17 protein-coding genes and 1 pseudogene are annotated in these 17,354 nt (G+C 69.3%); 11 read left to right on the top strand and 7 right to left on the bottom strand.

What is annotated here, in order from left to right; genetic code table 11:
- Positions 1–8: 8 nt before the first annotated feature.
- The 5 genes from glgB to QAD21_RS09410 form a co-directional block, all read right to left on the bottom strand.
- Complete coding sequence (glgB, locus tag QAD21_RS09390) at positions 9–2,231, bottom strand: 1,4-alpha-glucan branching protein GlgB (protein WP_159370585.1); 2,223 nt, start codon at positions 2,229–2,231, stop codon at positions 9–11.
- A 7-nt stretch (positions 2,232–2,238) separates the two neighbouring features.
- Positions 2,239–4,239 carry a maltotransferase domain-containing protein gene (locus QAD21_RS09395; RefSeq protein WP_058249983.1) on the bottom strand — a complete coding sequence of 667 codons (2,001 nt, stop codon included), beginning with the start codon at positions 4,237–4,239 and terminating at the stop codon, positions 2,239–2,241.
- 163 nt (positions 4,240–4,402) lie between these two features.
- Positions 4,403–6,499, bottom strand: a complete 2,097-nt coding sequence (locus QAD21_RS09400) for an ATP-dependent DNA helicase (RefSeq protein ID WP_159370586.1) — start codon at positions 6,497–6,499, stop codon at positions 4,403–4,405.
- Positions 6,500–6,623: 124 nt separating this feature from the next.
- Positions 6,624–7,235 carry an isochorismatase family protein gene (locus QAD21_RS09405; protein WP_159370587.1) on the bottom strand — a complete coding sequence of 204 codons (612 nt, stop codon included), beginning with the start codon at positions 7,233–7,235 and terminating at the stop codon, positions 6,624–6,626.
- 49 nt (positions 7,236–7,284) lie between these two features.
- On the bottom strand, positions 7,285–8,589 hold the full coding sequence (locus QAD21_RS09410; protein WP_065629058.1) for a nicotinate phosphoribosyltransferase: 1,305 nt from the start codon (positions 8,587–8,589) through the stop codon (positions 7,285–7,287).
- A gap of 19 nt (positions 8,590–8,608) precedes the next feature.
- On the opposite strand from QAD21_RS09410, the gene clpS reads away from it, so the two are divergent.
- From clpS to QAD21_RS09465, 11 genes and pseudogenes are all read left to right on the top strand, one after another.
- Complete coding sequence (gene clpS, locus QAD21_RS09415) at positions 8,609–8,932, top strand: ATP-dependent Clp protease adapter ClpS (protein ID WP_033203522.1); 324 nt, start codon at positions 8,609–8,611, stop codon at positions 8,930–8,932.
- Positions 8,933–9,002: 70 nt separating this feature from the next.
- Positions 9,003–9,578: a DUF2017 domain-containing protein gene (locus QAD21_RS09420; protein ID WP_137810879.1), complete on the top strand. Its 576-nt coding sequence runs from the start codon at positions 9,003–9,005 to the stop codon at positions 9,576–9,578.
- 209 nt (positions 9,579–9,787) lie between these two features.
- On the top strand, positions 9,788–10,888 hold the full coding sequence (locus QAD21_RS09425; protein WP_159370588.1) for a P1 family peptidase: 1,101 nt from the start codon (positions 9,788–9,790) through the stop codon (positions 10,886–10,888).
- Positions 10,889–11,000: 112 nt separating this feature from the next.
- On the top strand, positions 11,001–11,408 hold the full coding sequence (locus tag QAD21_RS09430; RefSeq protein ID WP_065629055.1) for a M67 family metallopeptidase: 408 nt from the start codon (positions 11,001–11,003) through the stop codon (positions 11,406–11,408).
- Positions 11,409–11,410: 2 nt separating this feature from the next.
- Complete coding sequence (locus QAD21_RS09435) at positions 11,411–11,698, top strand: MoaD/ThiS family protein (protein WP_065629054.1); 288 nt, start codon at positions 11,411–11,413, stop codon at positions 11,696–11,698.
- A gap of 2 nt (positions 11,699–11,700) precedes the next feature.
- The gene (locus QAD21_RS09440; RefSeq protein WP_065629053.1) at positions 11,701–12,672 is read left to right on the top strand and encodes a cysteine synthase; all 972 of its coding nucleotides are present in this window, start codon (positions 11,701–11,703) and stop codon (positions 12,670–12,672) included.
- 25 nt (positions 12,673–12,697) lie between these two features.
- Positions 12,698–13,327, top strand: a complete 630-nt coding sequence (locus QAD21_RS09445; RefSeq protein WP_137810875.1) for a rhomboid family intramembrane serine protease — start codon at positions 12,698–12,700, stop codon at positions 13,325–13,327.
- Entirely contained in the window at positions 13,327–14,133 is an 807-nt protein-coding gene (gene murI / locus QAD21_RS09450; protein WP_203235942.1) for a glutamate racemase, read from the top strand. Before QAD21_RS09445 ends, murI begins: the two co-directional genes overlap by 1 nt.
- 78 nt (positions 14,134–14,211) lie before the next feature.
- A complete protein-coding gene (locus QAD21_RS09455) occupies positions 14,212–14,976 on the top strand; it encodes a cyclic nucleotide-degrading phosphodiesterase (RefSeq protein ID WP_058249993.1) in 765 nt (254 codons plus the stop codon).
- Between the two features lie 35 nt (positions 14,977–15,011).
- Positions 15,012–15,767 (top strand): ribonuclease PH, encoded by a 756-nt coding sequence (rph, locus tag QAD21_RS09460; protein ID WP_058249994.1) that lies wholly within the window; start codon positions 15,012–15,014, stop codon positions 15,765–15,767.
- Positions 15,767–16,380: pseudogene (locus QAD21_RS09465) on the top strand (non-canonical purine NTP pyrophosphatase). The gene rph and the pseudogene QAD21_RS09465 overlap by 1 nt, the downstream one beginning before the upstream one ends.
- 30 nt (positions 16,381–16,410) lie before the next feature.
- Here QAD21_RS09465 and QAD21_RS09470 read toward each other — a convergent pair.
- Positions 16,411–17,049, bottom strand: coding sequence for a GNAT family N-acetyltransferase (locus QAD21_RS09470; protein ID WP_159370590.1), 639 nt, complete (start codon positions 17,047–17,049; stop codon positions 16,411–16,413).
- Positions 17,046–17,339 (bottom strand): hypothetical protein, encoded by a 294-nt coding sequence (locus tag QAD21_RS09475; RefSeq protein WP_280361263.1) that lies wholly within the window; start codon positions 17,337–17,339, stop codon positions 17,046–17,048. The genes QAD21_RS09470 and QAD21_RS09475 overlap by 4 nt, the downstream gene beginning before the upstream one ends.
- Positions 17,340–17,354: the final 15 nt, after the last annotated feature.

Genomic DNA, 17,354 nt, shown 5'->3' on the forward strand with positions numbered 1-17,354 from the left:
CGGGGCCTTCACTCCCGCGGCACCAGCCAGATCGCCGAGTTGGCGGGCAGCATGACCCGAGCCGACACGGGACGTCCGTGATAGGACGGCCCGTCCGCCGTGATCGAACCCATGTTGCCGCGCCCGGCACCGCTGTAGGCGTCGGCATCGGTGTTGAGGATCTCGTCCCAGACCCCGGCCGAGGGCAACCCGACCTGATAGTCGGCGCGGTCGGAGCCGCTCAGGTTGAACAGGCACGCGACGACCGATCCGTCGGTGCCGTACCGGAGGAAACTGATCACGTTGTTGGCGGTGTCGTTGGCGTCGATCCACTCGTAACCCAGTGAATCGATGTCCTGGGTGTACAGCGCCGGTCGGGACCGGTAGATCCGGTTCAGGTCGGTGACGAGGGCCGAGATGCCGGAGTGCAGTTCGCCCTCCCAGCCCTCCAGCTGATGCCAGTCCAGACTCCGGTTGTCGGCCCATTCGCCGGTCTGCCCGAACTCCTGTCCCATGAACAGCAGTTGCTTGCCGGGGTGGGACCACATGTAGGCGAGGTAGACCCGCACGCCCGCGGCCTTGGCGAACGAATCGCCCGGCATGCGCGTCCACAGGGTGCCCTTGCCGTGCACGACCTCGTCGTGGGAGAGCGGCAGCACGAAATTCTCGCTCCACGCGTACACCAGCGAGAAGGTGATCTCGTGGTGGTGGAAGCTGCGGTGGATCTGATCGCGGGACAGGTAGTCGAGGGTGTCGTGCATCCAGCCCATGTTCCACTTGAAGCTGAACCCCAGCCCGCCGAGATCGGTCATGCGGGTCACGCCCGGCCATGCGGTCGACTCCTCGGCCACCGTGATCACGCCCGGGAAATGTTTGTGCACAGTCGCGTTGGTCTCCTGGAGGAACTGCACCGCCTCCAGGTTCTCGCGACCGCCGTGCACATTGGGGCGCCATTGCCCGGCCGGTCGTGAGTAGTCCAGGTAGAGCATCGAGGCCACCGCGTCGACGCGGAGACCGTCGATGTGGAACTCGCTGAACCAGAACAGGGCGTTCGCCACGAGGAAGTTGCGGACCTCGTGCCGGCCGAAGTCGAAGACGTAGGTGCCCCAGTCGAGCTGCTCGCCGCGCATCGGATCGGCGTGCTCGTACAGCGGGGTGCCGTCGAATCGGGCGAGCGCCCAGTCGTCTTTGGGGAAGTGGGCCGGCACCCAGTCGACGATCACGGCGATGTCACGGGAGTGGAGGTGATCGACGAGGTAGCGGAAGTCGTCGGGCGTTCCGAAGCGCGCCGTCGGCGCGTAGTACGACGTGACCTGGTAACCCCAGGAACCGCCGAACGGGTGCTCGGCGACGGGCAGGAACTCGACGTGGGTGAAGCCCTTCTCGACGGCGTAATCGGCCAGCTCGTGCGCGAGTTCGCGGTAGCCGAGGCCCTGACGCCAGGACGCGAGGTGGACCTCGTAGACGCTCATCGGCTCACGCTCGGGCGCGGACCGTTCCCGGCGCGCGATCCACGCGTCGTCGGTCCAGACATGTTCGGACACGGTGACCCGGGACGCGGTTGCCGGGGGCGTGCTGGTGCGGAAGGCCATGGGGTCGGCCTTGTCGCGGATGACGCCGTCGGCGCCATGGACGCGGAACTTGTAGTGGGTCCCGTCGCCGACGTCGGGGATGAAGACCTCCCACACCCCGCTGACCCCGACCTTGCGCATCGGCGCAACGCGCCCGGTCCAGTCGTCGAAGTCGCCGATCACGGTGACACCGTGGGCATTCGGCGCCCACACGGAGAAGGCGGTGCCGTGCACATCGCCGTCGGTGGTCGTGTACGACGTCACCCGCGCACCGAGGGCATTCCACAGTTCCTCGTGGCGGCCCTCGCTGAACAGATGGATGTCGACGTCGCCGAGGCTCGGCAGGAACCGGTAACCGTCGGCCACGACGAATTCCGACGTGCCCCCGGTGGAATCGGGGTAGACGACGCGGTACCGGTAGTCCATCAGGTCGGCCATCGGCACGGTGACCACCCACAGGTCGTCGGTCTGACGGGTCATCGGATGATCGACTCCGCCGATGACCACCGACACCGAGATCGCGTTCGGGCGCAGGGTGCGCAGGATCGTCGCGCCGCCGGGCGCGTCGTGGGCGCCGAGGAAGGCGTGTGGATCGGGATGGGTCTGCGCCGCGAGCCGACGCAGGTCGTGGTCGGTCGCGTAGGGGTCGGGCAGGTCTGGCGGATCGGTGCGATCGGTCACTGATACCTCACTGGATCCGATAGGCGAGCTGTTGTGCGGCAACAGGTTCGAGGGGCGGCAAGGCGAGGATGTGCGCCACCGCCCGCCATGGCTCGAGCCGGACGTAGTTGTCCTGGCCCCACCAGTACTCCTCGCCGGAGACCTCGTCGCGGACGGGGAAGCGGTCGTACCACTCGAAGCCGAGCTTCGGCAGGTCGAGCCAGACCGTGGAGTCCTCGGGACCGAACGGGTTCAGGTTGATCACGACGATGACCCGGTCGCCCGACACCGGGTCGATCTTCGAGTAGGCGATCAGCGACGGGTTGTCGACATGGTGGAAATGGATGTTGCGCAGCTGCTGCAGTGCGGGGTGCCGGCGCCGGATCTCGTTCAGCGAGGTGATCCACGGCTCGAGCGACTCGCCGCGGCTCGCCGCCGCCTTGTAGTCACGGGGCCGCAGCTCGTACTTCTCCGAGTTGAGGTACTCCTCGCTGCCCTCGGTCACGGCGACGTGCTCGTACAGCTCGTATCCGCTGTAGACACCCCATGTCGGGGCCAGGGTCGCGGCGAGCGCGGCGCGCAGTGCGAACATGCCCGGACCGCCGTGCTGAAGACTCTCGTGCAGGATGTCGGGGGTGTTGACGAAGAGGTTGGGGCGGGCCTCGTCGGCGTGGTCGGCGATCTCCCGGCCGAACTGCTCGAGCTCCCACTTCAGCGTCTTCCAGGTGAAGTAGGTGTAGCTCTGGCTGAAGCCGAGCCGGGCGAGGCCGTAGAGCCGCGCCGGCCGGGTGAAGGACTCGGAGAGGAAGAGCACGTCGGGGTGGCGCTTCTTCACCTCACTGATCAGCCACTCCCAGAAGTTCGGCGGCTTGGTGTGCGGATTGTCGACGCGGAAGATGTCGACTCCGAGCCCGACCCAGTGCAGGACGACCTTGAGGACCGCTCGGTAGATGCCGTTGCGGTCGTTGTCGAAGTTCAGCGGGTAGATGTCCTGGTACTTCTTCGGCGGGTTCTCCGCGAAGGCGATGGTGCCGTCGGGCTGGGTGGTGAACCACTCCGGATGCTCGAGCGCCCACGGATGATCCGGTGCGCACTGCAGGGCCAGATCGAGCGCGACCTCGAGGCCGAGTTCGCGAGCCCGGCCGACGAAGTACTCGAAGTCCTCCTCGGTGCCGAGGAGGGGATGGATGGCGTCGTGCCCGCCGTCGGATGATCCGATGGCCCACGGCGAACCGACATCCTCGGGTCCCGCGACGAGGGTGTTGTTGGGGCCCTTGCGGTTGATCTCACCGATCGGGTGGATCGGTGGCAGGTAGACGACGTCGAAGCCCATGTCCGCGATGCGCGGCAGATCCTGGGCGGCGGTGAGGAACGTGCCGTGGACGGGATTGCCCTCACCGTCCCAGCCGCCGGTCGAGCGCGGGAACAGTTCGTACCACGAGCCGAACAGTGCGCGCTTGCGATCGACCCACACCCGGTAGGTACGGCTCTTGGTGACGAGCTCGCGGACGGGATGGGCGGTCAGCAGTTCGACGACCTCGTCGGAGACCGCCAGACCCACCCGGTTCTCGACACGGCGCCGACGTGCCCGGAGTTGGCGCGCGGCGTCGAGCAGGAGTTCTCGGTCATCACCGGCGACCAGGTCGGCTGCGGTGTCCAGTACCCGCGCGCCGGTCTCGATGTCGTTGGCGAGGTCGGCGGCGCCCTGCCCGGCGTCGAGCTTCTTCAGAACGGCCGAACGCCACGTCGCGTAGGGGTCGCTCCAGGCCTCGATCCGGTACGACCAGAATCCGACGGCGTCGGGGACGAAGGCTGCGTTGAAGGTGTCCGGTTCCGGCGCGGGAACCATCCGGACATCGAACGGCCCGCGTCGCGGAGCCTCGACGTGCAGTGTGACGCCGAGCGCGTCGTGTCCTTCGCGCCAGGCCGTGGTACTGACCGGGAAGTATTCTCCCACAACGGCTTTGGCAGGTTGCTGGCCCGCTGACACAAGGGGTGCGATGTCGTCGATACCCATGCGCCCGATCACGTGGAGCCTCCTGTCGTCAGCTCCCGTGAGTGGCCGGGGTGCGCTGTCGGTCTCGCCTTCGTTGGTATCACCGGTACCCAACCTAGTGCCCCGCGGACGGGATTGTCTTGTCATGGATCGCCCGCCGTGTCGGGCGGGCGGGGCGCGGCGGGGTCGGTCGAGGTCAGCCCACCGAACGGGCGGGATCGGTCAATCGGGTCAGTGCCGAACGGACGACCGCGGGGTCGGTGGTACGCCACATCGGGGGCAGCGACGCGAGCAGATAACCGCCGTACCCCGCCGTGGCCAGTCGGGAGTCGAGGACCGCGACGACCCCGCGGTCGTCGACCGAACGCAGCAGGCGGCCGGCGCCCTGGGCGAGCAGCAGCGCGGCGTGGTTGGCCGCCACCGACAGGAATCCGTTGCCGCCGCGCGCATCGACCGCACGCTGCCGGGCGGTCAGCAGCGGATCGTCGGGACGAGGGAAGGGGATGCGGTCGATGAGCACGAGGCTCAACGACGGGCCCGGCACGTCGACCCCCTGCCACAGGGACAAGGTGCCGAACAGGCAGGTCGCCGGGTCGTCGGCGAACCGCCGGACCAGGGTGGACGTCGTGTCGCCACCCTGGCACAGCACCGGGTGGTCGGTGCGGTCGCGGATCGCGTCGGCGGCTTCGCGCGCCGCGCGCATCGAGGAGAACAGACCGAGCGTGCGTCCGCCGGCGGAGTTCACGAGCTCGGCGATCTCGTCCATCGTCCGCGACGAGATGCCCGAGCGGTCGGGTCGGGGGAGGTGACGTGCGACGTAGAGGATCGCCGACCGCGGATAGTCGAAGGGCGAGCCGGCATCGAGGCCGGTCCAGCGTGCCGAACCCGAATCGGACGGGACCGCCTTCCCGCTGGCGGTGACGTCGGCTGTGCTCGACCCCGCTGCGGGGCTCGTCTCGTCTGTCACCGGACGGTCGGTCCCGCGCCCCGATGCCGGGAGTCCCCAGGTCGCGGCGAGGGCGTCGAAGGAGCCGCCGATCGTGAGGGTCGCCGAGGTCAGGATGACCGTGGCGTCGGCGAACAGGGAGGCCCGCAGCAGGCCGCCGACCGACAGCGGTGCGATGTGCAGGATGGGCCGGGGCTCGGCCCCGCGGCGTGAGGTGTCCAGTGACGCCCACACGACGTCGCGCCGCTTCGCCTCGTCGGGTTCGTCGAACGCACCGAGTACGCGGACGACGGTGTCGTGCATGTCCTCGAGTGAGGTCAGGGCCGCCGAGCGGGCGGCCGCCGCGCCGTCGTCGGCGCCGGCCATCCGTACCGGTCCGATCGCGGTGCGCGCCTGCCACAGCCGGTCCCGCAGCATCACGAGGACAGCGGTGGCGTCGGACGGCAGGCCGGTCCACTGGCGCATCGGCGCGTTGTCGAGCAATTCGCCCAGCTGTTCACCGGCGCCCAGGAGGGCGTCGGCGGTCTCCTCGTCGACGAGCTTCCCGCACCGGCGTGCGACGAGCGCCACCGAGGCCGCCGACAGTTCGTCGGTGGCCACCGACGTCATCCGGTCGACGAGCTCGTGGGCCTCGTCGATGACGACGACGTCGTGCTCGGGCAAGACGTTGGCCGGGCTCGTGGCGTTGATGGCCAGCAGCGCGTGGTTGGTCACCACCACGTCGACCTTCCCGGACCGACGGCGGGACTGCTCGGCGAAGCAGTCCTCGCCGTAGGAGCAGTTGGCCGCGCCCAGGCACTCGCGGGCGGTGACGCTGACCTGTCGCCACGACCGGTCGGAGACGCCGGGGACGAGGTCGTCCCGGTCGCCGGTCTCGGTCTCGCTGCTCCACTCCCGCAGACGCGTGACCTCCCGGCCGGTGCGCGACAGCTCGAACGGGTCGAACAGCTCGGTGTCCGGCTCGTCGGCGGTACCGGAGTGGATCTTGTTCAGGCACAGATAGTTTCCGCGCCCTTTGAGAATTGCGAAGGTGGGCTCGCGGCCGATCGGCTTCTTCAGCGCCTTGGCCAGGCGGGGGAGATCGCGCTCGATGAGCTGGCGCTGCAACGCGATCGTCGCGGTGGACACCACGACGGTGCGGCCGCTCTCGACGGCGTGCCGGATGGCCGGCACGAGGTAGGCCAGCGACTTGCCGGTGCCGGTGCCGGCCTGGACCGCGAGATGCTCGCCGGTGTCGATGGCATGCGCCACCGCGGAGGCCATCGCGACCTGACCGCCGCGGCGGTGACCGCCGAGTGCGGTGACCGCCGCGTCGAGAAGGTCGGTCACCGGGGGTGTGTTGGGCATGAGGTGTGTTCCGGTTGTCCTTGCTGGGTTCGCCGTGCGCGGGAACGGTGTTCTTTCAGACGTATCGCGGGCCCGGTCGGTTCCCGCTGTCGAGATCGGGATCGTGGTCGGGACCGCGGCGCTGCTACCCGGTCCGACTCGACCCGTCGTAGAGCAGGTCGCCCACGAGTTCGACACCCGCCTGCCGCAGCGCCGAGAGAGCCTTCGACGTCGTCTCGGGCGCGACACCGGCGGTGAAGTTGAGGAGGACGCGGGTGCTGAAACCGGCCTCCACGGCGTCGAGCGCGGTTGCCCGCACGCAGTGGTCGGTGGCGATGCCGACGATGTCGACCGACTTCACCTTCCGTTCCCGCAACCACACGGCGAGGGTGGAGCCGTCGTCGGCCGCGCCCTCGAAGCCGGAGTATGCGGCGCTGTACTCGCCCTTGGAGAAGACCTCGTGCGCCGCCGCGGCGTCGAATTCGCGGTGGAACGCGACACCGTCGGTGCCGACGCGGCAGTGCGGTGGCCAGGTGTCGACGTAATCGGGGTCGTCGGAGAAGTGCGCACCGGGGTCGATGTGATAGTCGCGGGTCGCGACGACGGTCTGGTATTCGTCGAGGATCGACGTGACCGCCCGTGCGACCGCGGCGCCACCGTTCACCCCGAGGGCGCCGCCCTCGCAGAAGTCGTTCTGCACATCGACGACGATCAGCGCGTCGGCGGGACGGGTGCCGTCGCTGCGTTCGGCGCTCATCCAATTCTCCTGTCGTCGGGGGACATCGGTTCCGGGCGTCGGGGTGCGGTCAGCCGAGCTCGTAGCGGGTCGGAACCGCGGGATCTCCATGGGACAGGCCGAGACCCTCCCAGGGCAAGCTGACCAGGCCGGCCGCGAGGTGCGCGCGGGCATCGGTGAGAGTGGGCAGCGACGCCACGGGCGTCCCACCGCGGACGAGCGGGATCTGCAGGTCCCGGATGCCGAGCCCGTCCGGCGCGGGGCGGGTGCCGTCGGCGCGATACACGATCTCCTCGACGATCGTGCCGCTGGACCGGGCCGCCCGCACGGCCGACTTGGCGCCGCCGCGTGACTCCTTGTGACTCGCCCGTTTGGCGACCGGCAGGCCGTCGACCTCGACGAGTTTGTAGACCATCCCCGCCGTCGGCGCCCCGCTCCCGGTGACCAGGGATGTCCCGACCCCGTAGGTGTCGACCGGCTCGGCGCGCAGCGAGGCGATCGCGTACTCGTCGAGATCGCCGGACACGACGATCTTCGTCTCCGTCGCGCCCAGGTCGTCGAGTTGCGCGCGGACCTGGCGCGCCAGCACCCCGAGGTCGCCGGAGTCGATGCGCACGGCACCGAGTCCGGGGCCGGCCACCTCGATGGCGTTGCGCACGCCCTGGGTGATGTCGTAGGTGTCGACAAGCAGCGTGGTACCGATCCCGAGGGCCTCGATCTGCGCGGCGAACGCGGCCTTCTCGTCGGGCCCGTCCGGGCCGGTGAAACCGAGGGTGAAGGCGTGGGCGGCGGTGCCGGCGCTGGGCACGCCGAAGCTCCGGGCCGCCTCGAGGTTCGAGGTGGCGGCGACGCCGGCGATGTAGGCGGCGCGCGCACTGGCGACCGCGGCGCGCTCATGGGTGCGCCGCGAGCCCATCTCGATGATCGGGCGCGACCCGGCCGCGCTGACCATGCGGGCCGCGGCCGACGCGATCGCGCTGTCGTGGTTGAGGATCGAGAGGATCAGGGTCTCGAGCAGGACCCCCTCCGCGAAGGGCGCGCGGACGGTGAGGATCGGCGAACCGGGGAAGTAGAGTTCGCCCTCCCGGTAACCGTCGATGTCACCGGAGAACCGGTAGTCCCGCAGCCAGGCCACCGTGTCCGCGTCGAGGAATCGCTCGACCACGGCGATCTCCTCGTCGCCGAACCGGAACGCTGCGAGTTCGTCGAGAACGCGGCCGGTTCCGGCCACCACGCCATAGCGCCGGCCGTCGGGGAGGCGGCGCGCGAAGACCTCGAATGCGCACTGGCGGTGCGCAACCGGGTGGCGAAGTGCCGCTGCGACCATCGTCAGTTCGTACTGATCGGTCAGCAGCGCGGTGTTGTCGTTGCTCACAATCGCCTACCCTGTCCTCATGGCGCCTGACGAAACTCGTGCGCACGAGGCTACCCCCGGCGGTACGGCGGTTGCCGAACCAGAGGTCGCCGACGGCGCGGCGGGACTCGACAAGCCCTGGATGACGATCGTGTGGGACGACCCGGTCAATCTGATGCGGTACGTCACCTTCGTCTTCCAGAAGATCTTCGGCTACTCCGAGTCCCGCGCCAACGAACTGATGATGCAGGTCCACACCGAGGGCAGGGCAGTGGTGTCCTCCGGAGACCGGGACAAGGTCGAGGCCGACGTCGCGAAGCTGCACGCCGCGGGGCTGTGGGCGACGATGCAGCGGGATTCGTGACCCGGACCGGCCGCGGACGACTCCGAACCGGTCGGTCGGCCTTCGCGGCGCGGCAGGCACACTGAGACGCGTGCGCACCTGGAAACGCAAGGGGCGCGGCGAGACGATGCGCATCGCATCGCAACTCGACGCGCACGAAGCAGAGCTGCTCGCGTCGATGGTCACGTCGATGTGCGAATTGCTCACCGAACGAGCCGATTCCGCGCCCCGCGACGACCTCGCGAGGCTGACCGGTATCGACGTCGGGCACTCGCAGGCACCCGACGATGTGACCCTGGGCCGTCTCCTCCCGGATTTCCACCGGCCCGACCAGGACGACGAACTCTCCGCCGAGGTCGTCAACGGCGAACTGAACTCGGCGCTGCGGAGCGTGCACGAACCACAGATCATCGACGCCAAGCTCGGCGCCGCCCGGGTGTTGCTCGACACCCTGCCGGCCGGCGGCGGGGACTTCGCCCTGACTCCCGACGAGGCCGCGGCGTGGCTCACCTCGCTCAACGACGTGCGACTGGCACTCGGCGCGATGCTCGGGATCTCCGAGGACACGCCCGAGCAGTTGCCACCCGACCACCCGCATGCGGCGCATCTCGACGTCTACCACTGGCTCACGGTGATGCAGGACCTCCTCGTCGAAGCCCTGATGTGACTAGTGGTGTGTCTCGGAAATAAGCGACTGGTCTCCGGCGCTCGATCGGCGCCTGGCTGCGTTGTCGTCGGTCGAGATAGCTCCGCTATCCCTCCCTCCTCCGCCTTGCCAGACCACCGATCGCTCCACCGGATACCGGCCACCTGTTTCCGAGACACACCATTAGGGTTCCGTTCGGGAACTTCGTCCGCTTCGACGTCAGGGGTCTCGTGAGCACACTCGGCCGACCGGCCCCGGCCGGCAATCGCATCACCGACATCGCCGGCCTCGCCGTCGGGCACGCGCACCGCGTCGACCCCGACGCCCGGGTCGCCGGTGCACCGGAGGCCCCCGACGGTCACGGGTGGGCCACCGGGACCACCGTCGTACGGGTGTCGGCGCCGGGCGCCATCGCCGCCGTCGACGTCCGCGGTGGCGGTCCGGGTACCCGCGAAACCGATCTCCTCGACCCGTCGAACACGGTCCAGACCGCGCACGCCATCGTGCTCAGCGGAGGTAGTGCCTACGGACTGGCCACCGCCGACGGGGTCATGCGCGCGCTCGAGGCCGACGGGATCGGACTCCCGCTCGACGACCGCGGGCACGTGGTGCCGATCGTCCCCGCCGCGGTGATCTTCGACCTCCCCGTCGGTGCCTGGGACCACCGACCCGACGCGGACTTCGGAGTGGACGCGGTCCGCGCAGCGGACACGGAATTCGCCGTCGGGTGTGTGGGTGCGGGTGTCGGCGCCCGGGCCGGCGCGCTCAAGGGCGGGGTCGGGACGGCGTCGATGACGTTCGACGCCGGTCCCGCGGCCGGCATCACCGTCGGCGCAGTGATGGTCGCCAACCCGGTCGGGGCGGTCATCGACCCGCAGACCGGGCTGCCGTGGGACCTCGGCGAGACCGAACTGGGCCGCCTGGGGTTGCGCCGGCCGTCGGCCGCCGACATCGACTCGCTCGCCGACCTCGCGGCGAAGCACACCGTGCTCAACACGACGATCGGTGTCGTGGCCACCGATGCCGCGCTCGACGCGCCGATGACCAAGCGGCTGGCGATGGCCGGACACGACGGTCTCGGGCGGGCGATCAGGCCCGCGCACTCGCCGCTCGACGGGGACACGATCTTCGGCATCGCCACGGGTGCGGCCCGGCCGTCGACACCGGTGCCGGCGCCGGCGGGTATGCATGCCGACGTCGCCGTGGTCGCCGAGGTGTGCCGGGCCGCGGCCGACGTCGTCCAGCAGGCCATCGTGAACGCGGTCCTCGCGGCGGAACCGGTCGCATCGATCCCCACCTACGCACAGACGGCGCCGTCGGCGTTCCGCTGACCGGGGTCGTCGCGAACGGCGAACGGAATAGGTGCCGCGGCGACGATGTTGCGCCTCGGGGAACCCCGGGGTCCCGGGTGTGGACACGTCTGGACAGGAGAATGCGACACCGATGCTGAAGATCGGGCAGGAGCTGGTCGACGCCATGGTCGCGCACGCGCGCGCCGACCATCCCGACGAGGCCTGCGGGGTGATCGCCGGGCCGGAGGGTTCCGACGATCCGCAGCGTTTCATCGCGATGATCAACGCCGAGCGGTCGCCGACCTTCTATCGTTTCGACTCGGCCGAGCAGCTCGCGGTCTGGCGGGAGATGGACCGCCGTGACGAGGAACCCGTCGTGATCTATCACTCGCACACCGCCACCGAGGCGTACCCGAGCCGCACCGACATCTCCTACGCCGGCGAGCCCGGCGCCCATTACGTGCTGGTGTCCACGCGCGACCCCGAGACCGCCGAGATCCGTAGCTATCGCATCGTCGACGGTGCGGTCACCGAAGAAGAGATCGAGATCAGGAGCTGAGCATGTCTGTCACCGTATCCATCCCGACGATCCTGCGTACTCACACCGGCGGGGAGAAGCGCGTCGAGGGGTCGGGTTCGACGCTGGCCGCCCTGATCGACGACCTCGAGACGGGCAACGCCGGGCTGAAGGAACGACTCGTCGCGCCCGACGAGAACGGCACCGCCAAACTGCACCGGTTCGTCAACATCTACGTCAACGACGAGGACGTGCGATTCTCCGGCGGCCTCGACACCCCGATCGACGACGGTGACGAGGTGACCATCCTGCCCGCGGTCGCCGGCGGCTGAGCGTGGCCCGCTACGACTCCCTGATCGACTCGGTCGGCAACACCCCGCTCATCGGTCTGCAACGGCTCTCGCCGCGCTGGGACGACTCCGACGAGGGCCCGCACGTCCGCCTGTGGGCCAAGCTCGAGGACCGGAACCCGACCGGATCCATCAAGGACCGCCCCGCGCTGCGGATGATCGAACAGGCCGAACGCGACGGATTGCTGCGGCCGGGCTCGACGATCCTCGAACCCACGAGCGGCAACACCGGCATCTCGCTCGCGATGGCGGCGAAACTCAAGGGCTATCAACTGATCTGCGTGATGCCCGAGAACACCTCGGAGGAACGGCGCTCGCTGTTGCGGATGTTCGGCGCGCAGGTCATCTCCTCACCCGCGGCGGGCGGCTCCAACACCGCGGTCGCGGTGGCCAAGGGCCTCGCCGCGGACAATCCCGACTGGGTGATGCTCTACCAGTACGGCAACGCGGCGAACGTCGCGGCGCATTACGAGGGCACCGGCCCCGAGTTGTACGCCGACCTGCCCGAGATCACCCACTTCGTCGCCGGGCTCGGCACGACCGGAACGCTGATGGGCGTCGGGCGGTTCCTGCGCGAACGCAACCCCGATATCGAGATCGTCGCCGCCGAACCCCGGTACGGCGACGAGGTCTACGGCCTGCGCAACATCGACGAGGGTTTCATCCCCGAGCTCTACGACGACTCGGTGCTGACCCGCCGCTTCTCGGTGACCGGCGTCGACGCGGTCGCGCGGGTGCGGGAACTGATCGACCTCGAGGGCATCTTCGCGGGGATCTCCACCGGTGCGATCCTGCAGGCCGCGCGCGGTATCGGCCGACGGGCACTGAAGGCCGGGACCCGCGCCGACATCGGCTTCGTCGTGCCCGACGCGGGATGGAAGTATCTGTCGACCGGGGCGTACGAAGGTAGTCTCGACGACGCGGAGCAGGCACTCGAAGGCCAGCTCTGGGCCTGACCCCGCTACCGAGGACTTTCCAGCCATGAGCTCGTACACCCCGCCGGTCGGGCAGCAGCCCGCGCGACGCGCGCGTCCGCTGTGGCTGCGTTCGGCGATCATCACCGCGTGCATCGTCGCGGTGCTGTTCGTCATCGAGGCCATCGACGTGGCGACCCACTACGACCTCGACCAGAACGGCATCGAACCACGACAGGTCGACGGACTGGACGGCATCCTGTGGGCGCCGATGCTGCACGGCGACTGGCAACACCTGTTCGCCAACCTGATGCCCGGCGCGGTGCTGTGCTTTCTCGTGTTGATGACGCGGCGGTTCCTCATCGTCACCGGCATCATCTGGGTGGTGTCGGGGGTCGGTGTGTGGCTGTTCGCAGCGCCGTACTCGATCACCGTCGGGGCGTCGGGCATCGTGTTCGGCTGGCTCACCTTCCTCATCGTCCGCGGCCTGTTCAACCGCGATCTGTGGCAGATCCTCGGCGGCCTTGTGCTGTTCCTCGTGTACGGATCGATCCTGTGGGGCGTCCTGCCCTCGGATCCCCTGGTCTCCTGGCAGGCCCACCTGTTCGGCGCGATCGCCGGCGTGTTCGCGGCGTGGGCACTCGCGGCCCGGGATCGACGGAAGCCGGCGGTCACCGCACCGGGGGTCGCGCCATAATCCCGGCGGGCGGCCAGGACGCACCCATCGGGATCTTCGACTCGGGTGTCGGGGGACTGACGGTGGCGCGCGCGATCATCGATCTGTTGCCGGACGAGGACATCGTCTACATCGGCGACACGGCCAACGGGCCGTACGGTCCGCTGACGATCCCCGAGATCCGACGCCACGCCCTCGCGATCGGCGACGACCTCGCCGAGCGAGGGGTCAAGGCCATCGTCATCGCCTGCAACACCGCCTCGGCCGCCTGCCTCCGCGACGCGCGCGAGCGATACGCCCCCATCCCGGTCATCGAAGTCGTGCTGCCGGCGGTGCGCCGCGCGGTGGTCGCCACCAAGACGGGCCGAATCGGCGTGCTGGGCACCGAGGCGACGATTTTCTCACGGGCATATCAGGATTCGTTCGCGGCGGCACGCGATGCGGTGATCACCGCGGTGCCCTGTCCGCGGTTCGTCGACTTCGTCGAACGCGGGATCACCAGCGGCCGACAGATCCTCGGGCTCGCGCAGGGCTACCTCGAACCACTGCAGCAGGCCGGCGTGGACACCGTGGTCCTCGGCTGCACCCACTACCCGCTGCTGTCCGGGGTCATCCAGCTGGCGATGGGCGACGAGGTCACCCTGGTGTCGAGCGCGGAGGAGACGGCGAAAGACCTCTTCCGGGTCCTCACCGAGGCCGACCTGCTGCACCCGCACACCGGCCGCGACGCCACCCGCGTCTTCCAGGCGACCGGTGACCCGGAGCTCTTCGCGAAACTGTCGAACCGATTCCTGGGGCCGGTGATCGGAGCCGTGCAGCACGTGTGAGGGGTCAACCGCGCATCGCCGCGCACTTGTGACCCGTATGCCGCCGCCCGCGCGCGGAATCGTGGCACAGTGGGGCCTATGCGTCTCACGGTCCTCGGGTGCTCGGGCAGTGTGGGCGGACCGGGAGCCGCGTGCTCCGGCTACCTGCTCTCCGTACCCGGTGAACAACCGGTCCTCGTGGACTGCGGCCCGGGTGTCTTCGGCGAACTGCAGCGCGTCACCGACCCCAACAATGTCGCCGTCGTCCTCAGTCATCTCCACGCCGATCACTGCCTCGATCTGCCCGCGATGCTCGTCTGGCGTCGGTACGCACCACAGCCGGCACGGCGGCGGGCGCCGCTCTACGGCCCACCCGGCACCGCCCTCCGGATCGGCTACGGGTCGTCGGAATTCCCCGGACAGCTCGACGACATCACCGACACCTTCGACGTCCACGAGTGGAGCGACGACCAGGAGATCACCCTGGGCGGGATGCGAATCCGGGCGATGAACGTCAATCATCCGCCCGACACCTTCGGTCTGCGGATCACCGGTCCCGACGGCCAGGTCATCGCCTACAGCGGAGACACCGCGCCGTGCGACGAACTCATCGACCTCGCGGCCGACGCCGACCTGTTCCTGTGCGAGGCGTCGTGGACGCATGCGCCCTCGGAGCGCCCACCGGATCTGCACATGTCGGGCATCGAGGCGGGGGAGGCCGCGACCAAGGCGAACGTCCGAACACTCGCGATCACCCACGTCGCCCCGTGGTCCGATTCGGCGGAGATCCTCGCCGAGGCCCGCAGCACGTTCTCCGGTCCGACGGAGCTCGTCAGCCAGGGACAGGTCTTCGACCTCACCTAGCTGTCGTGTCCGCGCCGGTCGTTACAGTGAGACCCGTGACCACACGAGCTGACGGCAGAGCCGACGACGAACTCCGTCCCATCACGTTCACCCGCGGTTTCACCAGCCATCCGGCGGGTTCGGTCCTGGTGGAATTCGGCAAGACGCGGGTGATGTGCACCGCGAGTGTCACCGAGGGTGTCCCGCCGTGGCGTCGTGGTTCAGGCTTGGGCTGGCTGACCGCGGAGTACGCGATGTTGCCCGCCGCCACCCACGACCGGTCGTCACGTGAATCGGTCAAGGGCCGGGTGGGTGGTCGCACCCACGAGATCAGTCGACTCATCGGCCGGTCGCTGCGTGCGTGCGTCGATCTCGGTGCCCTGGGCGAGAACACCATCGCCCTGGACTGCGACGTCCTGCAGGCTGACGGCGGTACCCGCACCGCAGCCATCACCGGTGCCTATGTCGCGCTGGCGGACGCGATCACCTACCTGCGTGCCGCGGGCAAACTGTCCGACCCGCAACCGCTTTCGTGCGCGATCGCCGCGGTCAGCGTGGGGGTCGTCGACGGCCGCGTCCGACTCGACCTTCCCTACGAAGAGGATTCGCGCGCCGAGGTGGACATGAACGTCGTGGCGACCGACGCCGGCACGCTCGTCGAGGTGCAGGGCACCGGCGAGGGTGCGACGTTCCCGCGCTCGACGCTCGATGCGCTGCTCGACGTGGCCGCGATCGGAACCGAGAAGCTGTTCGAGGCGCAGCGAGCCGTACTCGCCGAGCCGTACCCCGGCGAACTTCCCGGACGGGCCTGATGTCCTCGGTGCTTCTCGCGAGCCGCAACGGCAAGAAGCTCGCCGAGCTCCAGCGCGTCGTCGACGCCGCGGGCATCACCGGGGTCGAGATCGTCGGCCTCGACGCGGTGCCGGACTACCCGGAGGAGCCCGAGACCGGTGCCACCTTCGAGGACAATGCGCTGATCAAGGCCGCGCGGGTGCGAAGGCCATCGGAATCCCATGTCTCGCGGATGATTCCGGTATCGCGGTGGATGCCCTGAACGGCATGCCGGGCGTGTTGTCGGCGCGTTGGTCGGGCCGGCACGGGGACGACCCGGCCAACAACGCGCTGCTGCTCGCCCAGCTGTCGGACACCCCGGACGAACGACGCGGCGCCGCGTTCGTCTCGGCCTGCGCGCTCGTGCTGCCGGGCGGGACGGAGACGGTGGTGCGCGGCGAGTGGCGTGGGCGGGTCCTGCGGGAGGAGCGCGGGCCGCACGGTTTCGGGTACGACCCGTTGTTCGCCCCGGACGACGAGATCGCCGACGGCCGGTCCGCGGCGGAACTGTCGCCGGCGGAGAAGGACGGGCTCAGTCACCGCGGAAAAGCGTTGGCGCAGTTGGTTCCGGCGCTGCGGGCGCTCGCGGGCTGACCCCCCCTTGCGTCGGCGTCCGGACTCCGATCAGCTCGCGGCGCCGGTGTAGATGTAGACCCCCAGCGTGTGCGGTTCGCCGTCGAGCAGGATGTCCATGTCGTCGGCGCCGGCACGTGACATGCCCTGCCGCTCGTAGAATCCGAAGGTGCACAGCGAGTCTGTGTACAGGTGGAAGTCGGAGCGGCCGCGGCTTCGGAGATGGTCGAGGAACGCGCCGTACAGCGCCGCTCCGACGCCGTGTCCGCGTGTCGTCGAGGCGACGGCGAACAGGGTCAGTTCGTCGTCGAGCGACGTGCCCGTCGCGGCGCCGAGCCGGTGGGCCACCGACTCGAAAGCGAACAGGGCCCGCAGCGACTTCCACTGGGGTAGTCCGAGAATCGCGCCTCGAGCGGTGTGCGCCCAGAGCAGCGCTCGGTTCTTCGTCCGTTCGCGCAGGTGCGGCTCGCCGGCGACCCGTCCGAGAATGATCCCCACCACGTGGCCGCCCTTCACCGCGACGCGACTCCAGGTACTCGCGACGAGTTGATCGCGGAGGTAGACCTCGAGTGCCGCGTCCAGGACGTGTTGTCCGTGGACGTATCGGTGGATGTAGAACGCCTCGTCGATGATCTTCTTCACATCGTCGGCGTCGGTGGAACGGTAGGGGCGATAGGTGATGTCGGTCATGACCCCTTCTTTGCGTGTGTGTGGGTGAGAGCGATCAGGTCCGCTTCGAGGGTGGCCCGGTCGGAGTCGTCGAGGACGGCTCCCCACAGGGGAGCGGTGTTCGAGCCGTCGGCGGCCGCGATGATGAGTCGCGTGACCGCCGGGTCGAGACCGTCGTCGGACAGCGCGGCGCGCCAGTGATTGGCGTCCTGCTGGGCGAGGGCGGCCGGGCCCGGTTCGTACATCAGGCTGGCGGCCAGCGCGATCTGGTCGCGGAGGCCGGCGGAGTCCCGCGCGTCGGCGAAACTCACCCGGATGTAGGCCCT

The organism is Gordonia sp. SMJS1 (assembly GCF_029866425.1).
Classification (GTDB): domain Bacteria; phylum Actinomycetota; class Actinomycetes; order Mycobacteriales; family Mycobacteriaceae; genus Gordonia; species Gordonia hongkongensis.